15 protein-coding genes are annotated in these 18922 nt (G+C 37.1%); all 15 read right to left on the reverse strand.

Annotation, left to right across the window (positions count from 1 at the left end; genetic code table 11):
- Nucleotides 1-79: 79 nt before the first annotated feature.
- Nucleotides 80-313 carry a hypothetical protein gene (locus tag HW347_RS14580; RefSeq protein WP_214612510.1) on the reverse strand — a complete coding sequence of 78 codons (234 nt, stop codon included), beginning with the start codon at nt 311-313 and terminating at the stop codon, nt 80-82.
- A 39-nt stretch (nt 314-352) separates the two neighbouring features.
- On the reverse strand, nt 353-886 hold the full coding sequence (locus HW347_RS14585) for a DUF420 domain-containing protein (RefSeq protein ID WP_214612511.1): 534 nt from the start codon (nt 884-886) through the stop codon (nt 353-355).
- Complete coding sequence (locus tag HW347_RS14590) at nt 887-1609, reverse strand: SCO family protein (RefSeq protein WP_214612512.1); 723 nt, start codon at nt 1607-1609, stop codon at nt 887-889.
- A gap of 26 nt (nt 1610-1635) precedes the next feature.
- Nucleotides 1636-2268 (reverse strand): hypothetical protein, encoded by a 633-nt coding sequence (locus HW347_RS14595; RefSeq protein ID WP_214612776.1) that lies wholly within the window; start codon nt 2266-2268, stop codon nt 1636-1638.
- A gap of 108 nt (nt 2269-2376) precedes the next feature.
- Entirely contained in the window at nt 2377-2760 is a 384-nt protein-coding gene (locus HW347_RS14600) for a cytochrome C oxidase subunit IV family protein (RefSeq protein WP_214612513.1), read from the reverse strand.
- Nucleotides 2761-2811: 51 nt separating this feature from the next.
- Nucleotides 2812-3801 (reverse strand): cytochrome c oxidase subunit 3, encoded by a 990-nt coding sequence (locus HW347_RS14605; RefSeq protein ID WP_214612514.1) that lies wholly within the window; start codon nt 3799-3801, stop codon nt 2812-2814.
- 97 nt (nt 3802-3898) lie between these two features.
- On the reverse strand, nt 3899-4480 hold the full coding sequence (locus HW347_RS14610; protein WP_214612515.1) for a cytochrome c oxidase subunit 3: 582 nt from the start codon (nt 4478-4480) through the stop codon (nt 3899-3901).
- An 8-nt stretch (nt 4481-4488) separates the two neighbouring features.
- Nucleotides 4489-5388 carry a heme o synthase gene (cyoE, locus tag HW347_RS14615; RefSeq protein WP_214612516.1) on the reverse strand — a complete coding sequence of 300 codons (900 nt, stop codon included), beginning with the start codon at nt 5386-5388 and terminating at the stop codon, nt 4489-4491.
- Nucleotides 5389-5564: 176 nt separating this feature from the next.
- Nucleotides 5565-6269, reverse strand: coding sequence for an energy transducer TonB (locus HW347_RS14620; protein WP_214612517.1), 705 nt, complete (start codon nt 6267-6269; stop codon nt 5565-5567).
- 53 nt (nt 6270-6322) lie between these two features.
- Nucleotides 6323-6724, reverse strand: coding sequence for a VanZ family protein (locus tag HW347_RS14625; protein ID WP_214612518.1), 402 nt, complete (start codon nt 6722-6724; stop codon nt 6323-6325).
- Entirely contained in the window at nt 6717-7097 is a 381-nt protein-coding gene (gcvH, locus tag HW347_RS14630) for a glycine cleavage system protein GcvH (RefSeq protein WP_214612519.1), read from the reverse strand. The genes HW347_RS14625 and gcvH overlap by 8 nt, the downstream gene beginning before the upstream one ends.
- Nucleotides 7098-7258: 161 nt before the next feature.
- Nucleotides 7259-14446, reverse strand: a complete 7188-nt coding sequence (gene sov / locus HW347_RS14635) for a T9SS outer membrane translocon Sov/SprA (protein WP_214612520.1) — start codon at nt 14444-14446, stop codon at nt 7259-7261.
- Nucleotides 14447-14451: 5 nt separating this feature from the next.
- On the reverse strand, nt 14452-15033 hold the full coding sequence (gene ruvA / locus HW347_RS14640; RefSeq protein ID WP_214612521.1) for a Holliday junction branch migration protein RuvA: 582 nt from the start codon (nt 15031-15033) through the stop codon (nt 14452-14454).
- A 56-nt stretch (nt 15034-15089) separates the two neighbouring features.
- Entirely contained in the window at nt 15090-17390 is a 2301-nt protein-coding gene (locus tag HW347_RS14645) for an NADP-dependent malic enzyme (RefSeq protein ID WP_214612522.1), read from the reverse strand.
- A 119-nt stretch (nt 17391-17509) separates the two neighbouring features.
- Entirely contained in the window at nt 17510-18826 is a 1317-nt protein-coding gene (locus tag HW347_RS14650; protein ID WP_214612523.1) for an MFS transporter, read from the reverse strand.
- Nucleotides 18827-18922 lie beyond the last annotated feature (96 nt).

The following is an 18922-nucleotide window of genomic DNA, read 5'->3' on the forward strand; positions in this document are numbered from 1 at the left end:
ATGAGCGCGATTGGGGATATCGCACAACTACAAGACTAATGTAAAAAGGTTTTGTTACACTAGAACAGAAAAAAAAGTGTTAAACTTCTTCTGGAGACCTGTTTTTCATCTTCTTATAGACAAAATAAAAGAGCCCTCCAACAAGTATATACGGTAACGCCATTAAGTACACAATGCCATTGTTTATGCCCTCTGCGGCCTTTACATCACCACTACTTTCAAGAGAAGCGCGGCACATGGCACATTGTGCTTCCATATTTTGAGGCAAAAATAAAATAACTAAAATAAGTATTGCAAATAAGGTCTTTTTCATTCTACTTCATTCAAAAACTAAACTTCTTATCACCTTCTTTTACCTAACGTAATAAGGTGAAATCATAAGGTACACCACAACGCCGGTAACCGCTACATAAAACCAAATAGGGAATGTGATTTTCGCCCACTTCCTATGACTTTCAAATTTCTTAAGATACGCAAAGGCATATGTTTTGAGCACCAAAGGTATAATAGCAATAGAAAGAATTATATGGGTAATTAAAATAAAGAAATAGACATAACGTACTGCTCCTTCACCACCGTAGGTAGTAGATTCACAAGTCATATGATAGCCAATATACATCAGCAAAAATAAAAGAGACAGGCCAATACAGCTTGTCATTATATTCTGATGTAATTCTTTTTTTCCATTTTTTATGGCCCATACGGCAACAAGTAACAAAATAGCGGTTAGCCCATTTATAGAAGCATAGATTGGAGGTAAAAAACCAAGTCTTTCTACATTTGGTATTTTCACTCCAAACAATATGGCCACTACTACTGGTACCACAATAGATACTACTGTGATTAACTTATTAAACTTCTTTTCTTTAGCTAACGTGTCCTCCATCTATTCTGCCAATAATCGCTTAATATCTTCTTTTAGGATTGAAATCTGTTCTGTTTCACCATGGTCATTTTCACCTTGTTTCTCAGTAATGGCACCACGATAATAAATTATTGGGTTTCCGAACTCATCAACTCTTGACCTTAAATACCCTTTCTTATCAACCAATGCAAACAATCCTGAATGTTCAAAACCTCCCGGTGAATCAGGCATTTCTGCGGCAAAAATATTAAAACCGTTATTAGCTAAATCATAGACTTGCTCCTTATCACCAGTCATTAGGTGCCAATCTAAATCTGATATACCATGCTTTTCAGCATATGCTTTTAAAACCGTTGGTGTATCAAAATCTGGTGTTATTGAGAAAGAAGCTATTCCAAAGTCTTCATTATCTTTAAATTCATCTTGAATAGTCACAAGATTTTCGGTCATTACCGGACAAATGGAAGGGCAGCTAGTGAAGAAAAATTCTACGACAAACACCTTGCCGTTATAGTCTTCATTAGATATCGTTAAGCTATCTTGATTAATTAGGTTAAATGAAGGAACACGTTTTTGCTCGCCATTTAAAGTTATATAGGACAATGTACTTTTTGCATGCTCAATATTCAACCGATCGTTCTCTACCACTGTTCCGCTAGATATACGATCCACGATTTTCGGGACAAAAATAATTCCGAAGACTAGTATCACCAAAGACACCCAAACGTATGTATACTTTTTCATTTCAGTTTACAAATCAAAAACCGTTATTACTTTTGCCTGTCGGCACTGTTCTTTTTTAGCGCTAATCTATATTCTGCTAATATGATCTTTACATCATCTACCATCTTATTGTTAAGCTCGGATACAGATGTAGCGTTAAAACCATAAAGAGTAGCCTCTTCTTCATCTTCTGACCTACCTCTAAGACTTAAGTCTTTATCTATAATAAATGCATAGGGAGTGCTTAAATCATCTTCTAACTGAATGTCAGTTTTTAAAGAGTTGAAAAAACCATTGATTTGGTTTTCATCGCCAAAAACAAAATTCCACTTGCTCATATCTACCAATAAACCCAACTCCTTTTTCAGCTCTGCAGCGTCCTCTTCCATTCCCTTTGGCATAACCATTACGAACTGAAAATCTTTAAAAGCATAAAATCGTTTGTAGATTTTCTGATTAAGGTTGAAAGCGTTACCATTTGTGTTATTAGGATTATCTCCTAAAAAACCAAGAATGGTAATATTGTCCTTAAAAGTAACATCGCCATCCATGTTAGTAACATCATCAACACCACTGGTCAATATAGCAAGCTTCCCAAAGTTGGTTATACCAGAAGCAAAAAATAGATATGCCACTATGGGCAAAATGAACAATGTAACTAAGACTAAATATTTTTTCACCTTCATAAGAAAGAAGTGCTAAACACCAAATTTACGACAACTACAAAAATAAAAAAGACGGTTGTGAAACCGTCTTAGTATGCTGTTAATTTATTAAGATAATATTACTTAGAAATTCCACTGTATGAAACCATCTTTGTAAACATTATATATATAGTCTGCTTCAAAAAGAAGGATGAACAATAAATAGGCTACAAGAAAAATTGGAGTCCATACTATTGCTCTTCTTAAAGAGCTTTTTTCATCACGTAAGTGCATGAAATCCCAAGCAATGTAATAAGCCTTAACCAAGGTAAGGATAATAAACACCCAGTTTATCAACTTCATTCCCACAAAATGAGAATGTGTTAATGCTCTAGGTTTTGCGATACCCAATACTACCTCTACAGCTGTAATAACAGACAAAAATATAAGTACTCCCCAGATTTTTTGGGTATTGGACTTAAATTTCAATAGTCCTCTAAAAATCTCTAGTTTGTGTGCGTGTGCCATATTATAATAATCTCAAATGCGTTATATATCGTTTTTCCCGAAAAATAAGAGTTATACAAGATAGAAGAAGGTGAATACAAATACCCACACTAAATCTACAAAGTGCCAATACAGCCCTACTTTTTCAACCATTTCATAATGGCCTCTTTTTTCGTAGGTGCCCAAAATCACATTAAAAAATATGATTACGTTGATGACAACTCCAGAGAAAACGTGAAAACCGTGAAAACCTGTTATAAAGAAGAAGAAATCTGCGAACAAACGACTTCCGTATTCGTTACGAATTAAGTTAGCTCCTTCAACCACTAATCTACCATCCTTGATTTTCTTCAAAGACTCTTCTCTATTAAGTAATGTTTTTTCTCCCTCTTTTTCTCCTTCTTGAACAATTTGTTCGGTTCGGATAAGAATACTAGGATTAGCTTTAAAACCTTCTACAACCTCGTTAAAAGAATAAGTAGGCAAGTAAGCTTCATCATAAAACCAAACACCCTTACTATTCTCGTGAGCAACACGGTCACCAGGTATAGTCTTAGCAAAATCACGAATTGCAGCGCGCTCGCCAGTTTCAGCATTTACAAATTGTAAAATTCTTCCACCTTTAGTTTCTACGGCACCGTAATCTCCTTTTATAAAAGTTCCCCATTCCCAAGCCTGAGAGCCAACGAAAATTGCACCACCAATGATGGTAAAGAACATATACCAGATAACGGAATTTTTCTTCATTTTATGTCCTGCATCTACAGCTAACACCATAGTTACCGAAGACATAATAAGAATGAATGTCATGAAGGCCACATATATCATGGGATAATTACCATGAAAGAAAGGAACGTGGGTAAAAACCTCATCCGCAATCGGCCATATTTCTATAAACTTGAATCTTGAAAAGCCGTAAGCCGCTAAAAAGCCTGAAAAGGTTAATGCATCGGAAACGATAAAGAACCACATCATCATTTTACCATATGATGCTCCTAGGGGGCTATTTCCGCCTCCCCAAACGTTTTCTTCCGCCGTACCAGTTGTTACCGTTGAATCCATATATTTTGTAGTATGGTTAGATTTTGCACAAATTTATAGTTTTCATGTGTATTGTGAAAGCACTATACACATGAAAAACCAACTTTCTTTAATTTTATTACCCTACGAAGTACATAAATGCCAGTAAATAAACCCATAAGAGGTCTAAAAAATGCCAAAATGTAGCTCCTAGTTCTACTCCTAAATATTCCTGAGCAGAGTATTTACCCTTAATTTGCTTATACAAAACCACCAGTAAGGATATAATACCAGCGCAAACGTGCACAATATGCACCATTGCGATCAAGAAAACGTAAGATAGTTTAATATTACTTGTTGGCCCTGTAAAATAGTAGCCTGTAGCTATCATTTGAGAGAAACCATTAAATTGAAATGCTATAAAAGCAATACCTAGACCCAAAGTAGCCAACAGCCAGTTGGTACCCATGGTAGAATTACCATTTTTAATAGCCGTTTTAGCCATTATATAAGTAATACTACTAATAATTATCAAGGCAGTACTTATGAAGAAAGAACTAGGCAAAAGTAATTCACTAATCCAATCTTCACGTGAGCTACTTACAATATAGGCACTTGTCCATCCTGCAAAACCCATAATAAGGCTTACAATAGCGAACCAGAGCATCATTTTTTTAGCTCTATCGTTCTTTTCTTTCCCCGTTCCTCTTGTTAAATCCATGATTATATTTAAATAAACTTATCTACTACATAAACCACTTGCATTAGCGTTATATAGCTAACACTTGCCAACATTAATTTTCGAGCAGTAACATTATCGCGCTTTTCATATAACAGAAAAGCGAAAATCAACATAACCATACCCATCAAAAATATAATAACCGCTGCAGGAATCGAAAGTTGCAACCTACCTGTGATACCAAAAGCTGGAATTACAGAGATAACCAACATCCAAATAGTATACATTATAATCTGTAGTGCAGTACCCTTGTCTTTTTTCCCTGTAGGCAACATCTTAAAACCACCTCTTTTATAGTCATCATCCAACATCCAACCTAAAGCCCAGAAATGCGGAAACTGCCAAAAGAACTGTATCATAAACAATGTACCCGGTTCAATACCAAATTCATTTGTAGCAGCCACCCACCCCAACATAAAAGGAATGGCACCAGGAATAGCCCCAACAAAAACAGCTAAAGGTGTTTTTGTCTTCAAAGGGGTGTAACAACTTGTATAAAGAAATATAGAAATTGCCCCGAACATGGCGGTCTTAGGGTTCAAGATATATAAAGACACGATACCCAACACGGTAAGCAAAATAGCTATGATCAGTGCTTTATTAACAGACATTCTACCAGAAGGTATAGGTCTGTTTTCTGTACGTTTCATTAACGCATCTAAATCTTTCTCGATAATTTGATTGTAGACATTAGAAGCCCCAACCATGCAATAACCACCAAAAGCCAACAATAATAAAGAAACAACCTCAATCTGAGGTGCGCCCAATAAATAACCAGCCAAAGAAGAAAAAACCACACTAATAGCTAGTCTAGCTTTTGTAATCTCTTTAAAATCGGCCATTGCCAGCGCCAAAGTTGGAGCTGTTGCCGTATTCACCGCAGTCTTCATGCATCTTTTTTCGAACCGCAAAGATAGCTTTCAACCTCTATTTCTGCAACCAATTGGACATCTTTATATTATACACGCTAAACACCTCAAAATCATTACAAATCACACCAAACTATACGGCACAAAAAAACCCGTCTACTAAGTAGACGGGTTTTATATATTGTAATAGCTACAGCTTACTGCAACTTAAATGTAATAGGAATACTAAATGGAACTCTTACCGCTCTACCACGTTGCTTACCTGGTGTCATTTTAGGAAGCTTAGCTATAATACGAGCAGCTTCTTTCTCTAGGTTTTTGTCTGGTCCACGCATTCTAACGTTACCAATGCTACCATCTTTTTGGATAGTAAACATTACACTAACCCTACCTTGAACACCCATTTCCTGAGCAATTTCTGGGTATCTAAAGTTTTTACCAATGTGTTTCTGCATCATTTTCTGAAAACAAGCTCTTTTATCAGACTCGCTTTCACAACCTGGAAAAATTGGTACATCTTCAATAACTGCAAATGGCACATCTACATCTTCTACTTCTTCCTCAACAAGTACATCTTCTACTTCGATGATTTCTTCTTCTTGACTGGTCTCTGTAGATTCGATTACGGTTTCTTCAACTTCTTCTTCATCTTCAACAACCTCAATAATTTCAGGAGCCGCTGGTGGCGGTGGTGGCGGTGGCGTCTTAATCTGCTCCGTCATAGGAACCTCTTCGTCCAAATCATCATCAACATTCATTGAAATATCGTAATCATTGGTCTTATCATACGTTTTCCACTCCAATGCAGTATACACTAATCCCATTGTAACTGCTAGGCCAATAACAAAATAAAGTCCACTACTGCGGCCTACATCTGCTTTCGGGTTCTTTTTCGGTTCCATAATTTTGTATTTTAATGTGTGCTAATTTAATTAAATAATTCTTTAACAAGCAACTAATTCCTCCATTTTAACCACCTTTCCTTAGAAAAAAAGGATTTTACGACTAATGAACCTATGATTGCACCCACACTATTTGCTAATGCATCAAAGATATCGCCATGGCGATCTGTTGTTAAACTATACTGTAATACCTCAATAACTATACCATAACAAACAGCTCCAATCAAGGCAAATAAAACCGCCTTACGCAGTGCCATACTTCCATTCGTCACTTCTCTAATAAAAAACACAGCTAAGAAGGCCGCACCGAAGTAAAAGGAAAAGTGAACTACCTTATCTAGGTTTGGAATATCTATGTTTGCTGCATCAGTACCCGAGAAAGAAACTAAGCTAGAAAATGTTACAAACACCATCCAGCCAATAAATGCAATCGTGTACTTATGGTTTTTAAGCACCAATAAGTGATTTATAAGCATCAGCAGATAAAAGACCGTCTACTTCAGAAGCGTCGCTAATCTTAATCTTAACCATCCAACCATCTCCGTAAGGGTCAGAATTTACACTTTCAGGAGCGTCTTCCAATTTTGAATTGAACTCAATGATTTCTCCACTTAGAGGCTGAAATAAATCTGAAACCGTTTTCACTGCTTCAACTGTTCCAAAAACTTCTTCTTTATCCAAAGTTTCATCTACAGTCTCCACTTCAACATAAACGATATCACCCAACTCACTTTGAGCAAAATCGGTAATGCCTACTGTAGCTATATCACCGTCTATTTTAATCCACTCGTGGTCCTTAGTATATTTTAATTCTGCAGGTATATTCATGGTCTTATTTTTATAAAAACAAATGTATTGTTTTCTGAAGGAGTATTCAAAAAAACAAGACCAAGTTGACGAGTAAATGAAAAAAAAATATCCTACCTCTATATGCAGAACCTGCCGTAAAGCAATCCTACTAATGATTCTTCTAAATTTTGAGAAGTAAATTAATTACCAAAATTGTATCTGATAGTAAAGCCTGTATTGATTGTAGTCTGCGGAAAGGCAGTAGATACTGCAAATTGAGAGAACGAATGATCATAGAAGAACAAGGCGTTCAAGTTTTTACTTAGCGCATAATCTGCAGTAAACTTAATAGACAGTAAATTTTGACCAGAAGTAATCTGATTGTTATCTATATCTAGGTTTCTAATAATGGTAATATTATCCCTTAACGTTACATCTGCTTTTAAGTTCAAGTCTCCTTTTAAACGGGTCTTGTTTCCACCAATATTGGTAACAAACTTCACGTCTTTAAAACGGTAACCCAAACCAACGGTATATTCCTTACCGTTCATTTCGGTCATAAGATTGTTGTCAAAACTAAGCGCCAAGGTTCTGCTGGTTCTCATCTCTGCTAAAATGCTTACCGAGTTTTTCATTTCAAAATCAAGACGAACCAAAGGATTAAACTCATCGTTTAAAACAACGTTATTTAAGATAAGATCGGACATTTGATCACCTGTATCCGCATCTAAGGTAGATTCCCCCTCATTTTCTAACTGTACTTTCTCAAGATTAGTCTGAAAAGAGTTAATACTGTAAGCCGCACGGTATCCATGGCTCAGAGAAAAACGCTGAAACCTTTTCTTAAACCACTTGTTACGCATTAGACCTGTAAACTTTAAATTCCAGTTCGGAATAGGTATCTGACGGAAAGCATCTAAATTTACGCGCTCTGCATCTTGCCCAGTATACGCCGCAAAGAAGGCAGGAAGCAACACGTCTTGTTGTGTTTTACCGTATTTTTCAGGAAAACCAGTATCAAGATCTAAATTTAAAGTCTCGCCCCTATCAGCAACTAAGCGCTTAGCTATAATAAGACGGTTCTGTTTGAACTGCTCAAAAGTCTCCGAATCAAACTCACTACTCTTATTAAAAACTGTACCTATCATAACCGTAGATATACTAAAATTACCATAGTTGTTCCCTAAAAGGTTGTTATACTCTAATGAGCCGTCTACATTACGTATTACACTAAAATTCTCTTGATAGCTATTAGAGTATTGTCTGTCCGCAGATAAATCTATGGTCAAATCCTTGGTTGGTTGTGCCGTTGCTGTAATATTTAGCTGTCTGTTTACATTCTGAATATACTGCTCATTGAATTCTTCAAAACCAGTCAACCATCCTTTTCTTGCCGCATTAAAACGTACATCTGCCTGACTACCGAATACAAAACCTACCGATGGCTTTAACGAACCTACAAAACCAACGGATTGTGTATATCCTGGCAATACTTTACCTCTACTCTCATTATAGTTTACGTTCACACGCTTTACCATCGTAAGCACGTCTACTGCTGTATTGAAAAGACCACCACTTTTCTTTTTAGTCTTCTCTTCTCCTGATGCCGGGTTTCCTGCTTTATCTTTCCTTATTGGTCCTTTAGGTGCAGCTGATTTACCACTGCGTTTTTTAAGTCCTATCAAGTCATAGAACTTCTGCATGGTTAGATTGGCCGTAATATTATGTGTACTGGCATTCTGAACCGTATTGATATCTTCTAATGCCACTTCCCTAAGGGCATCACCACCACGTTGCCAGTCAAAATTACTAGTATAGCTATATTGTGAATTTATAAAATCGAGAAACGGAATCTTGCTAAACGGAAGTTCATAGTTTAACTCTAACTGTTGCGCATGCCTGTTTGGCTCTCCCAAATCCCAGAAACCGTCCCATAAACCCAACGTCTGATCAATTGCGGAATCGGGGTCTGAAGGGTCTTCAAAATAATTACGAACAATATGATTATTACTTGCCGTCATATTTAAACGCAGTGACTTGGTAAGACTATAGTTTACCGCATACTGCCAATTAAACTGATAATTTCTCTGGCGTAATGTGGGTAAATCTAATTTATCCACACCTTCTTCTACAACATCTCTAAAACGTTGTTGACTAAATTGTCTTTCTATATTAGAGTTAACAGATACACTTGTAGGCAATAAACTAAGATTCAATTCTTTTAACCATCTCCAATAGCTACTGGTAAACAAAGAATCGTTTTTAGCAAAAGGAGCTACCTCAACAGGTTTAAAATTGTGATTGTATACAAAACCTGTTGCAACGTTCTGGTCTTCTAAAGAAGCAATTTCAAAATCTCTATGATTGGTTTCGTTATACGAATAATTAAAAGTGAAATTTTCTACATCATAAAAATTAGCATCAGCCTCTTCTCCTCTATCCTTACGGACACCAATAAAGTTAATACTCGTTCGCTTAGTGTAATCCTCAGCTTGTTCCTCAATAGCTTTTGCGTCGTCAGGATTATCTGCTGCATCAATTCTATCTTGTAGTTTTAAATCATCATAAACGGGGTCAAACTCTGGGGTTATCATTTGTTCAGATATACCATAGTTAAACGGAAGCTGAATTCCCCATTTATTAGGAAGCAATTGTCCTAGGTTCACATTTGTGACGACATCGTACGAAAGCGCATCTTCACGAGCACGTTCATTAGGCATTTGATCAATAGCACCAAAACCAGAGGTACTAGTACTACCCGTTGCCGAAACATTTGCAAAATCTGCAAAATTAGCATCTACAGCAGCTAAAGCTGCCCATCCGCCTTCATTATCCAAACCGGCCAAACGTAATTCATTAAACCAGACTTCACCTCTTGCGGGAGTCCTACTAACATTTTTTACACCCACCATCATACTGCGGATGCTTCCCAAAGACGGGTTACCTTTTATACCTATACGCAATCTACCCGGAGTTCTTGCCGCAAGTGGGTCTTCCACCAATTCTGCCTCACCATCTATAACTTCAAAATATCTAATCTCACTTAAGTCCGTTCCTGAAATCCAAACCGATTTCACTTTATTAAGATCCGCCAGTACAATCTCCATTTGATTATTATCCGGCCAAACTGCTTCTTCTGAACTTGAGCCAAAAGGTGTGAACTCCAAAGGAATCTCTAATTGATAAAAGTTTTCCGTAAAATCCGTACCTATTCTAAGGAAACCAATTAACGGTTGATCTACATCATAATTATCAGTCTCTAAAATTTTCTCGGCATGTATGAACATTTTCAATTTCTCATACTGACGCACATCTATCTCAAGATTTTTAAAAACACCTCTTGAATCTTGCGACTCTAAATTTTCCACTACCAATGATAGTGATTGCTCATTCTGTTGAATTATTGTATTGTTATTATTCAATTGTTCTCTAAGAACACCTGGTGGCAGAACGTAAGGAATTGGTGTTCTACTTTCATTTTCTTGAATGTTTACAGCGTTTACATCTAAAGTAGTAGCGTCACCTACTGGATCACCATTATCTATGTCAAGTGTCTTAGTATAAGTTCTCCAATCACCTCGTACTAAATCAAGGGTGGCAAAACGTAAAAGCACATCGCTAGAAAAGCCCGTCATGTACATACGCAAAGAGCTTACCGAACGGAAATCTGTGATACCTCCTACTGCATCAGTAAAATCACTTAATGGAATTTTATACTGGATCCATCGCGTACGCACCGTACTTTCATTTGGAATTCTCGTTCCTGAAAGCACCAGTGAATCACGTATATCTGTTACATATTTATCGTTAATAGTAGTGTTAGGCTTAATAGGAATTCTATATTCATAATAACTATTTACCGTATTCATGGTAAGGTCACGATCAATATCCTCAACATCTGGTAATGTTGTAGACCCTCTATTATCATTAGTTACTTCTACCGGAGAGTTCCCTTGTGGGTTGTTAAAATTCAAGTAACGCTCTAAAATACCGCCTTCTCTTTGCAAGAAATACTCATAGTTATCCAAAGCTGGATCTTCAGGATTGTCATTACCATAAATAGCCGCTTCAGCTGCATCATCTAAACCATCAAAACCAATATCTTGTTGGGCACGACTGTTTTCATCTACATCAAAAGCATATACTAATGCTTGTGTTGCTGGAACAGGTCCCCAGATTGGATCTTCCGGCTTAATACTCCCTTGACCATCAATAGGCAATCCGTTTTCATATTGTTTAAGACCATCAGATAAAATATCTTCGGAAATATTACCTAGGTTAAAAACTAATTCACCTTGGCTTGTAGCGGTTCCTTCCAAATAAGGATCCATCACCCAAAATTGTACAAACTCTACATTGGCTTGCTCAAAGTTAGTACTGCTCAACGAACGCATAATACCACCCCATTTCTGATTTGGCACTTCTGTATTAAAATTAGCATTTGCATTATACGGCCCTTTCATTTGAGGATAGTACGCCAAATCTAATGTAGTCTGCTGACGAGTCTGTCCTTGTGCCACTTCAACTTGCGGAAAAACCTCATCTATGAATATTCTCCTTGTTGCGTTTGTTGAAATATCGTTATCACTTATACTAGAAGGTCTTTGGTTGGTATAAAAAACGGGATCTATACTATACCAGGCCGTTTTAGCTCTACCAAAACCAGTTTCCAATCCCTTTTGCGTGGGTGCATCTAAAAATTCCACAGGAGTACTTGCTAATGCCCAGCCCAAAGAAGAACGAATATCTATTAACGCTTGTGCTCCTTCAAAATCATCTAAATAGGTCGTTGTTTCTCCTTGGAAATCTGCATTTTTAGGTGAATTAGGTTTTAACCACGCTACTTCACCACGAACCGAAAGCATAGACGGCACGTCCGTATCTATATTAGGAAGCTTATTTACCAATCTTGTGAAAAATGGAACTTCTGTTGAAAAATTTCCATTGAAACCAAATACGGTGTTGTTTACCGGCTCCACTCCAAAATTGGACTTTTGCGTTAGCGGTCTTTCATTCAAATTCAACAAAGTAGCTCCCAAAACAAAATTCTTATTGAACTGATGTTCTACGTTCACGCCAGTAAAACGACGTGTTTGCTGACCAAATACGGCATTATTTTCTACTGAAATATTAATTGGAGTGTTCGAAGCTTCTAAGCTTGGATCAAGAATCTGAACTGTACCCGCCTGATAATTTACCGTGTAATCAATACCCTCTTGTAATTGTCTTCCTCCAGCGGTAACACGAACCGACCCTCTTGGCACGTTAAAAGCACCTATAGGAATACCATTACTTCCTTCTGACTTATAAGTTCCTTTAAGTAAAAACTTATCTTTTTCAGGATCTTGTAAAGCAGCTGATTTTGTCTGCACATACATATCTCTAAATACGTACTTCTTTTGGTTAGCGTTATAAGTACTTTCCGTTTGATAATCTTCAATATCACCTAAACGGTTAAATAAATACTCGCCAAAAGGCTCAACTTTGGTAAAAATAATCTGTCCATTTTGCGTATCTACGGTAATACCAGGTACAAAATCAAAAAATCCATCACCACCAGATTGCACATCATTATAGGCATTCAATCTATCAAAATTAAAGACATTAAGCAGTATACGCTCCTGAAGAGGCTTACCGCCATCTGTTTGGGTTGGAAAATCTTCTACGGGCGTAATATAGTTTCTTGGTGTTGGGTTAGAATAAAGAATATTCATCTTAAAATCATCTTCACTCAACCTAAAAGCACCTGTAGCATAAATATTCTTCATCATCAAATCCCAGATAGGATCAGATACGTTGGTTATATTACTTTTCAGCAATTTAAGAATCAGCGTGTTGTTTTCAATTATAGGATTATCAATAGCTCCTGAAACCGTAGTGGCATCTAGCCCTCCATTGGCAAATTCACCTACTTGATAAACTTTACCGTTGTAGGTATATTGAAATGCAACAGCCAAAACCTCATCATTACTTAAACGCTGGTTCAATGAGATATAACCTAATTGCGAGTTAAATTGAAAATCTCTACTCTGTTCTAATTTTCTAGCATTCTCTAAATAGGCATAATCAAAACCCTGATTAGGTAGATAACCTCCTACGCTAAAACCCTGTTCTATAGTGGCTACATCACGAATACTGGTCGTTAGCGCTCCACCTTTACCAATTAAAGCTGGATCATAGTTGTTTGCGTTATTTCGTGGCAATTGATTTGGTTGCCCTGTATTAGCTTTAAAAAATGATGCAGGAGCATTTTGGCCAATTCTAGTGGTTTCATCTCCCGCAACCAAGGGATCATACTCACCTAAATCCTGTATACCTACAATATTACGAACGTTTAAAGTTTGTTGACTACGGTTAGTAACCCAAACTTCTATACGGGTAATTTGAACTTGACTTCTTATATAAGGGTAGTTGACTAAAGCCGCATCGTAATTATCCCTAAAGTATTGTGATAAGAAGAAATGCTTGTCTTCATCATACTGAAGCGCTGAAACAGAAAAATCGTTAACCGTACCACCACCTTGCGCAACAACCGTGTTGTTTTGCGAACGTTGCTCAGAAAACACTGCTGTAACTGTAGTTTTACCAAATTGAAGCTGGGTTTTAACTCCAAAAAGACTTTGCGCCCCAGTTATTAAAGAACTGTTAAGCGGCATATTTACGTTACCTACTTCAATAGACTGAATGATATCATCCTCTGTAGGCGTATAATCTAATTTTACAATATTCTGAAAATCAAAAGTGGCTTCTGTATCATAGTTTGCGGTTACCTGCAAACGTTCACCAATTTTACCTAGCATACTTAAACTAATGCGCTGATCAAAATCAAAAGAAAGATTGGTACGGTTTCTTGGAGATAAAGAAGGGTTGTCATTTTTCTGCCAAATAACACCTAAATCCATTGCAACAGAACCTTGCGGTATAACTTCTATAGTATTACCTCCAAAAATGGATTGAAAGAAGCTGTTATTTACATAAAAGTTAGGGAGTAAATTTTTTCGAGCTTCTTCGCTACCTTCTTTCTTACCCGAGTAAGCATCTGATTTTTCTTTAAAGTAACCCTTTATTCCTTCTTCTTGTACCAGTTTGTAATATTGCTCTGGCGTTAGAATTACAGGATACCCAATATCAAAATCACCTACCTTCTCAGAATAGATGTACATGTTAAGATTTGTGTCGTAGTCGTATTTAGAAACAATACTTTCCGGATTTTCCATTTTGAGTTTACCCAAAGAAAAACCAGTCTTTACGGAATCCACTTCTTGCTCTTCACTACCTTCATTTTCGGTTTCTTGAGCATACGATATACTCGACGAAACAATCAAAAATAAAAATAGGAGTGTAAGCTTAAATGGTGATTTAAGAAATAGTTTGGCCCCTGTTTTCAAACTTGTTATAAATTTTTAAGCGCAAGTTTAATTATGTTCTCTACGCTGAGCGAGGGATCTTGGGTGAGTACTTTATCAACTACCTTTTCAGCTTGTCTTCTTACAAAGCCAAGAACCTCTAAAGCAGATAACGCTTCTTCTTTATTAGTATTGTTCGCAAGTGCGGAAACTTCGCCTATATCGTAAACTTTTAAAATCTTGTCACGAAGGTCTAGGATTACTCTTTGGGCTGTTTTGGCTCCTATGCCTTTGATAGATTGAATTGTAGGCACGTCCCCATTTGCAATAGCATCTCTAATTTGAGCAGGTTCCAATGAAGAAAGCATGGTTCTTGCCGTACTTGAACCTATACCGGAAACCGATAATAAAAGACGAAAAATTTCACGTTCCGACCTTTCAGCAAAACCAAATAACGTGTGTGAATCTTCCTTCACCTGAAGATGGGTGAACAAACTAATACTTTCTGAATCTCCTATTTTAGAAAAAGTATTCAAAGAAATATTTACAAAATACCCCACTCCACCACATTCTATTACTACATATGTTGGATTCTTTTCTACAAGTTTGCCTTTAAGATGGGTTATCATGTCCGGTGTGGTTTTGGGGGTTATTTTGTCCGGCCATTACAGCCGGACAATTACTTTTATTTAGCCTGTGTTGATTTGGCTTTTTTTCTTTTTTCTCTTTCTTGGGCATCTATAACCGCAACTGCCGTCATATTTACCATTTCATCTACACTTGCTCCTAACTGAAGAATATGAACTGATCTTCTTAGACCAACCATGATTGGACCAATACTATCTGCTTGGTTTAATTCTTTTAATAGTTTGTAAGTGATGTTCGCTGCCTCTAGGTTAGGGAAAATCAAGGTATTGACTTTTTTACCTGCAAGTTTAGAAAAAGGAAACTGACTCTGTAGTAACTCCTTATTCAATGCAAAATCCGTTTGGATCTCTCCATCAACGACTAAATCAGGATTTCTTTCATGTAAAATCCGAACCGCCTCTCTTACCTTTTTAGCATGAGGATGGCTAGATGAACCAAAGTTTGCATAAGACAACAAAGCCAATACAGGTTCAAAACCAAAAGTAGACGCAACATTAGCTGCATTCTGTGCTATTTCGGCAATCTCTTCTGCGCTTGGATCAATGTTTATAGAAGTATCGGATAAGAATAAAGGTCCTTTATCGGTAATCATGATGTTTACCGTAGATACCTTCTTAACGTTAGAAGCTCTACCAATAACCTCAAGAATAGGTTTCACTACTGTTGGATAAGCTCTTGAGTAACCAGAAATCATTCCATCTGCATCTCCTTCAAGCACCATCATAGCACCAAAGTAGTTACGTTGTCTCATTCTTATTTTAGCGCTATAAAGCGTAGTGCCACTTCTTTTTCTACTTTCCCAAAACTTGGTCGCGTAACGTATGTGTTTTTCATCAAACTCCTTAGAAGTCGGATCTAAAATCTCTATATCAGCATCAAAATCTATCTCCTTTTTTAGCTCTAGAATAACTTCTTTTCGCCCTAAAAGAATAGGTTCTGCAATACCTTCTTCATAAACAATCTGTGCTGTCTTAAGTACATCCAAATGATCGGCCTCAGCAAAAACAATACGCTTTTTATTCATTTTGGCTCGGTTATGCAATAAACGCACCACCTTATTGTCGTTACCAGAACGTTGCAATAACTCTTCCTTGTACCGACCCCAATCTTCAATAGGATTCTTAGCCACACCACTATCCATTGCAGCTTTAGCTACGGCTGGTGGAATTTCAGCTATCAAACGTTGATCAAAAGGTTTTGGAATTATATATTCTTTACCAAAAGTCAACCTTGTCTCTCCATAAGCAATATTTACTTGCTCTGGAACAGGCTGCTTGGTAAGATCGGCCAATGCTTTAACAGCGGCCATTTTCATCTCTTCGTTAATAGTTGTAGCACGAACATCTAAAGCTCCTCTAAAAATAAAAGGAAAACCTAGTACGTTGTTCACCTGGTTAGGATGATCTGAGCGTCCCGTAGCCATAATAATGTCTTTACGAGTCTTTACAGCCAAATCATAACTTACCTCTGGATCAGGATTGGCCATTGCAAACACAATGGGATTTTTAGCCATTGACATTAACATGTCTGCAGTTACAATATTAGCAATAGATAATCCTACAAATACATCTGCATCTACCATTGCTTCAGAAAGCGTATCTATTTTTCTATCTGTAGCAAATTCTTTTTTAGAGGCAGATAAATTTTCTGCATCTTTTCTAATAACCCCCTTACTGTCTAACATGACAATATTTTCGGCTTTAGCACCAAAAGCTTTATACAATTTTGTACAAGATACAGCTGCAGCACCAGCGCCACTTATTACAATCCGTGCCTCACTCATTTTCTTTTCAGATAATTCAAGGGCATTTAGTAATGCTGCGGCAGAAATAATTGCAGTTCCATGCTGATCATCATGCATCACCGGAATATCAAGCTCTTCTTTTAGCCTTCTTTCTATTTCAAAAGCTTCCGGGGCTTTTATATCTTCTAAATTGATTCCTCCAAAAGTAGGAGCGATCATTTTTACAGTCTCAACAAATTTATCTACATCTTCAGTATCAACCTCTATATCTATTCCATCTATATCAGCAAAAATCTTGAACAACAAACCTTTACCTTCCATAACAGGTTTAGAGGCTTCTGGACCAATATTCCCCAGACCCAAAACAGCGGTTCCGTTAGATATAATCGCAACAAGATTACCTTTAGAGGTATACTTATATACATTTTCTTTATCCTTCGCAATTTCAAGACAAGGTTCTGCCACACCTGGCGAATAGGCCAAAGCCAAATCGCGTTGTGTAGAATACGGTTTTGTAGGAACGATTTTTATTTTCCCAGGCTGCGGTTTAGCATGATATATCAATGCTTCCCTTCTCAGTTTTTCATTGCCCATAAGTCCATTAGATTTTAGAAAACAAATTTAAGGGTATTCAACGGATAAGTGTAGTAAGTGAACCGTATAAATTTCCAAGATACCGATCCGCTGCACTACAAAATCAGGTTTTAAACAATTTACGCCTCCTTATCAGCTTTTACGTTTAACCGTAAGGAAAATACGCTGGCGAGAATAAAAAATGTACCTGCAAATAGAATAGCGTTCACTGCATTACCTCCAAGAAGGTTTTTAAAGATAGGCCCAAAAGTCACAGTTTCTATACCCATAGGAATAACAATCATCATATTTAAAATACCCATATATACTCCTCTCCTGTCTTGTGGAACAATCTTGGCCACCATAGTATAAGGTATACCCATCATGGCCGCCCAACCTATACCAAAGAGCACCATTGGAAAAAGTACATAGATTGAATCAGAAATATACGGAATAGCAAAAAGTGCAAGACCGGTTCCCAACAAGCTTGTCGCATAGATTTTTTTACTTCCATATTTAAGAGCCAATGGAACCAAAGCCAGCGCCACAATCATAGTTGTAATATTGTAGGTAGTACTCATTTTTGCAGATTGAGCAGCCGCTTCCGAAAGGTTAAAACCCATTGTACTCATAAACAAAGGTGTTATGAACTGCCAATACACAAAAAGGGCGTACCATTGAAAAAGATAAACTACCGAAAGTTTCCACATAAAAGAAGGCATTTCTTTAATTGCTCTTGTTATCTCTACAAACGGCATATTGAATCGTTGACCAGATGACATGGCCTTATGCGCCTTTATCTCTTCAAATTCTTCTTCTGATGGTGGAATTTCAGGTGTTTTCAATACCGACCAAAGAATGGTAGCTACTGATAAGAAGGCACCAATGAAAAAGGAATAGTACAGCCATTTTGGAATGGAACCTGCCACATCAACAACATCTTCTACACTGAACCAATCTTGAAATAAGAAAATTGAGGCGTTAGCCAAAACGATACCCGCACCCACAAATAAACTTTGCATTTGATACCCAAGACTCAATTGCTTTTCAGGCAATTTATCTCCCACAAACGCACGATAAGGCTCCATGGCCATATTGTTCCCCACATCTAAAATCCACAGTAGACCTACGGCGAACCATAAAGCTGGACTTAATGGAAATGCGAATAAACAAAGACTTCCTATAATGGCCCCAATTAAGAAAAACGGCTTACGCCTACCAAAGCGAGGTGACCAGGTCTTATCTGATATAGCTCCTATTATAGGTTGAATTATTAATCCCGTTACCGGTCCAGCTATATTTAAAATAGGCAGCATATCTTCTGAAGCACCTAAAAACAAGAAAACAGGATTGATTGCGGTTTGCTGAAGTCCAAAACTAAACTGAATGCCAAGAAAGCCTACATTCATATTGAAAATCTGCCAAAAACTTAAGCTAGGTTTTTTAATAAAGTTCATTCTAAGTTGGTTTTGGTCTAAAAACTACCTAACAAGATAGGATAATAAATCCTCCACTGGAAAGAACTTAACAGTAAAATCTAAAAGTTGACGAAC

This window comes from Zobellia barbeyronii, assembly GCF_018603515.1.
Classification (GTDB): Bacteria; Bacteroidota; Bacteroidia; order Flavobacteriales; family Flavobacteriaceae; genus Zobellia; species Zobellia barbeyronii.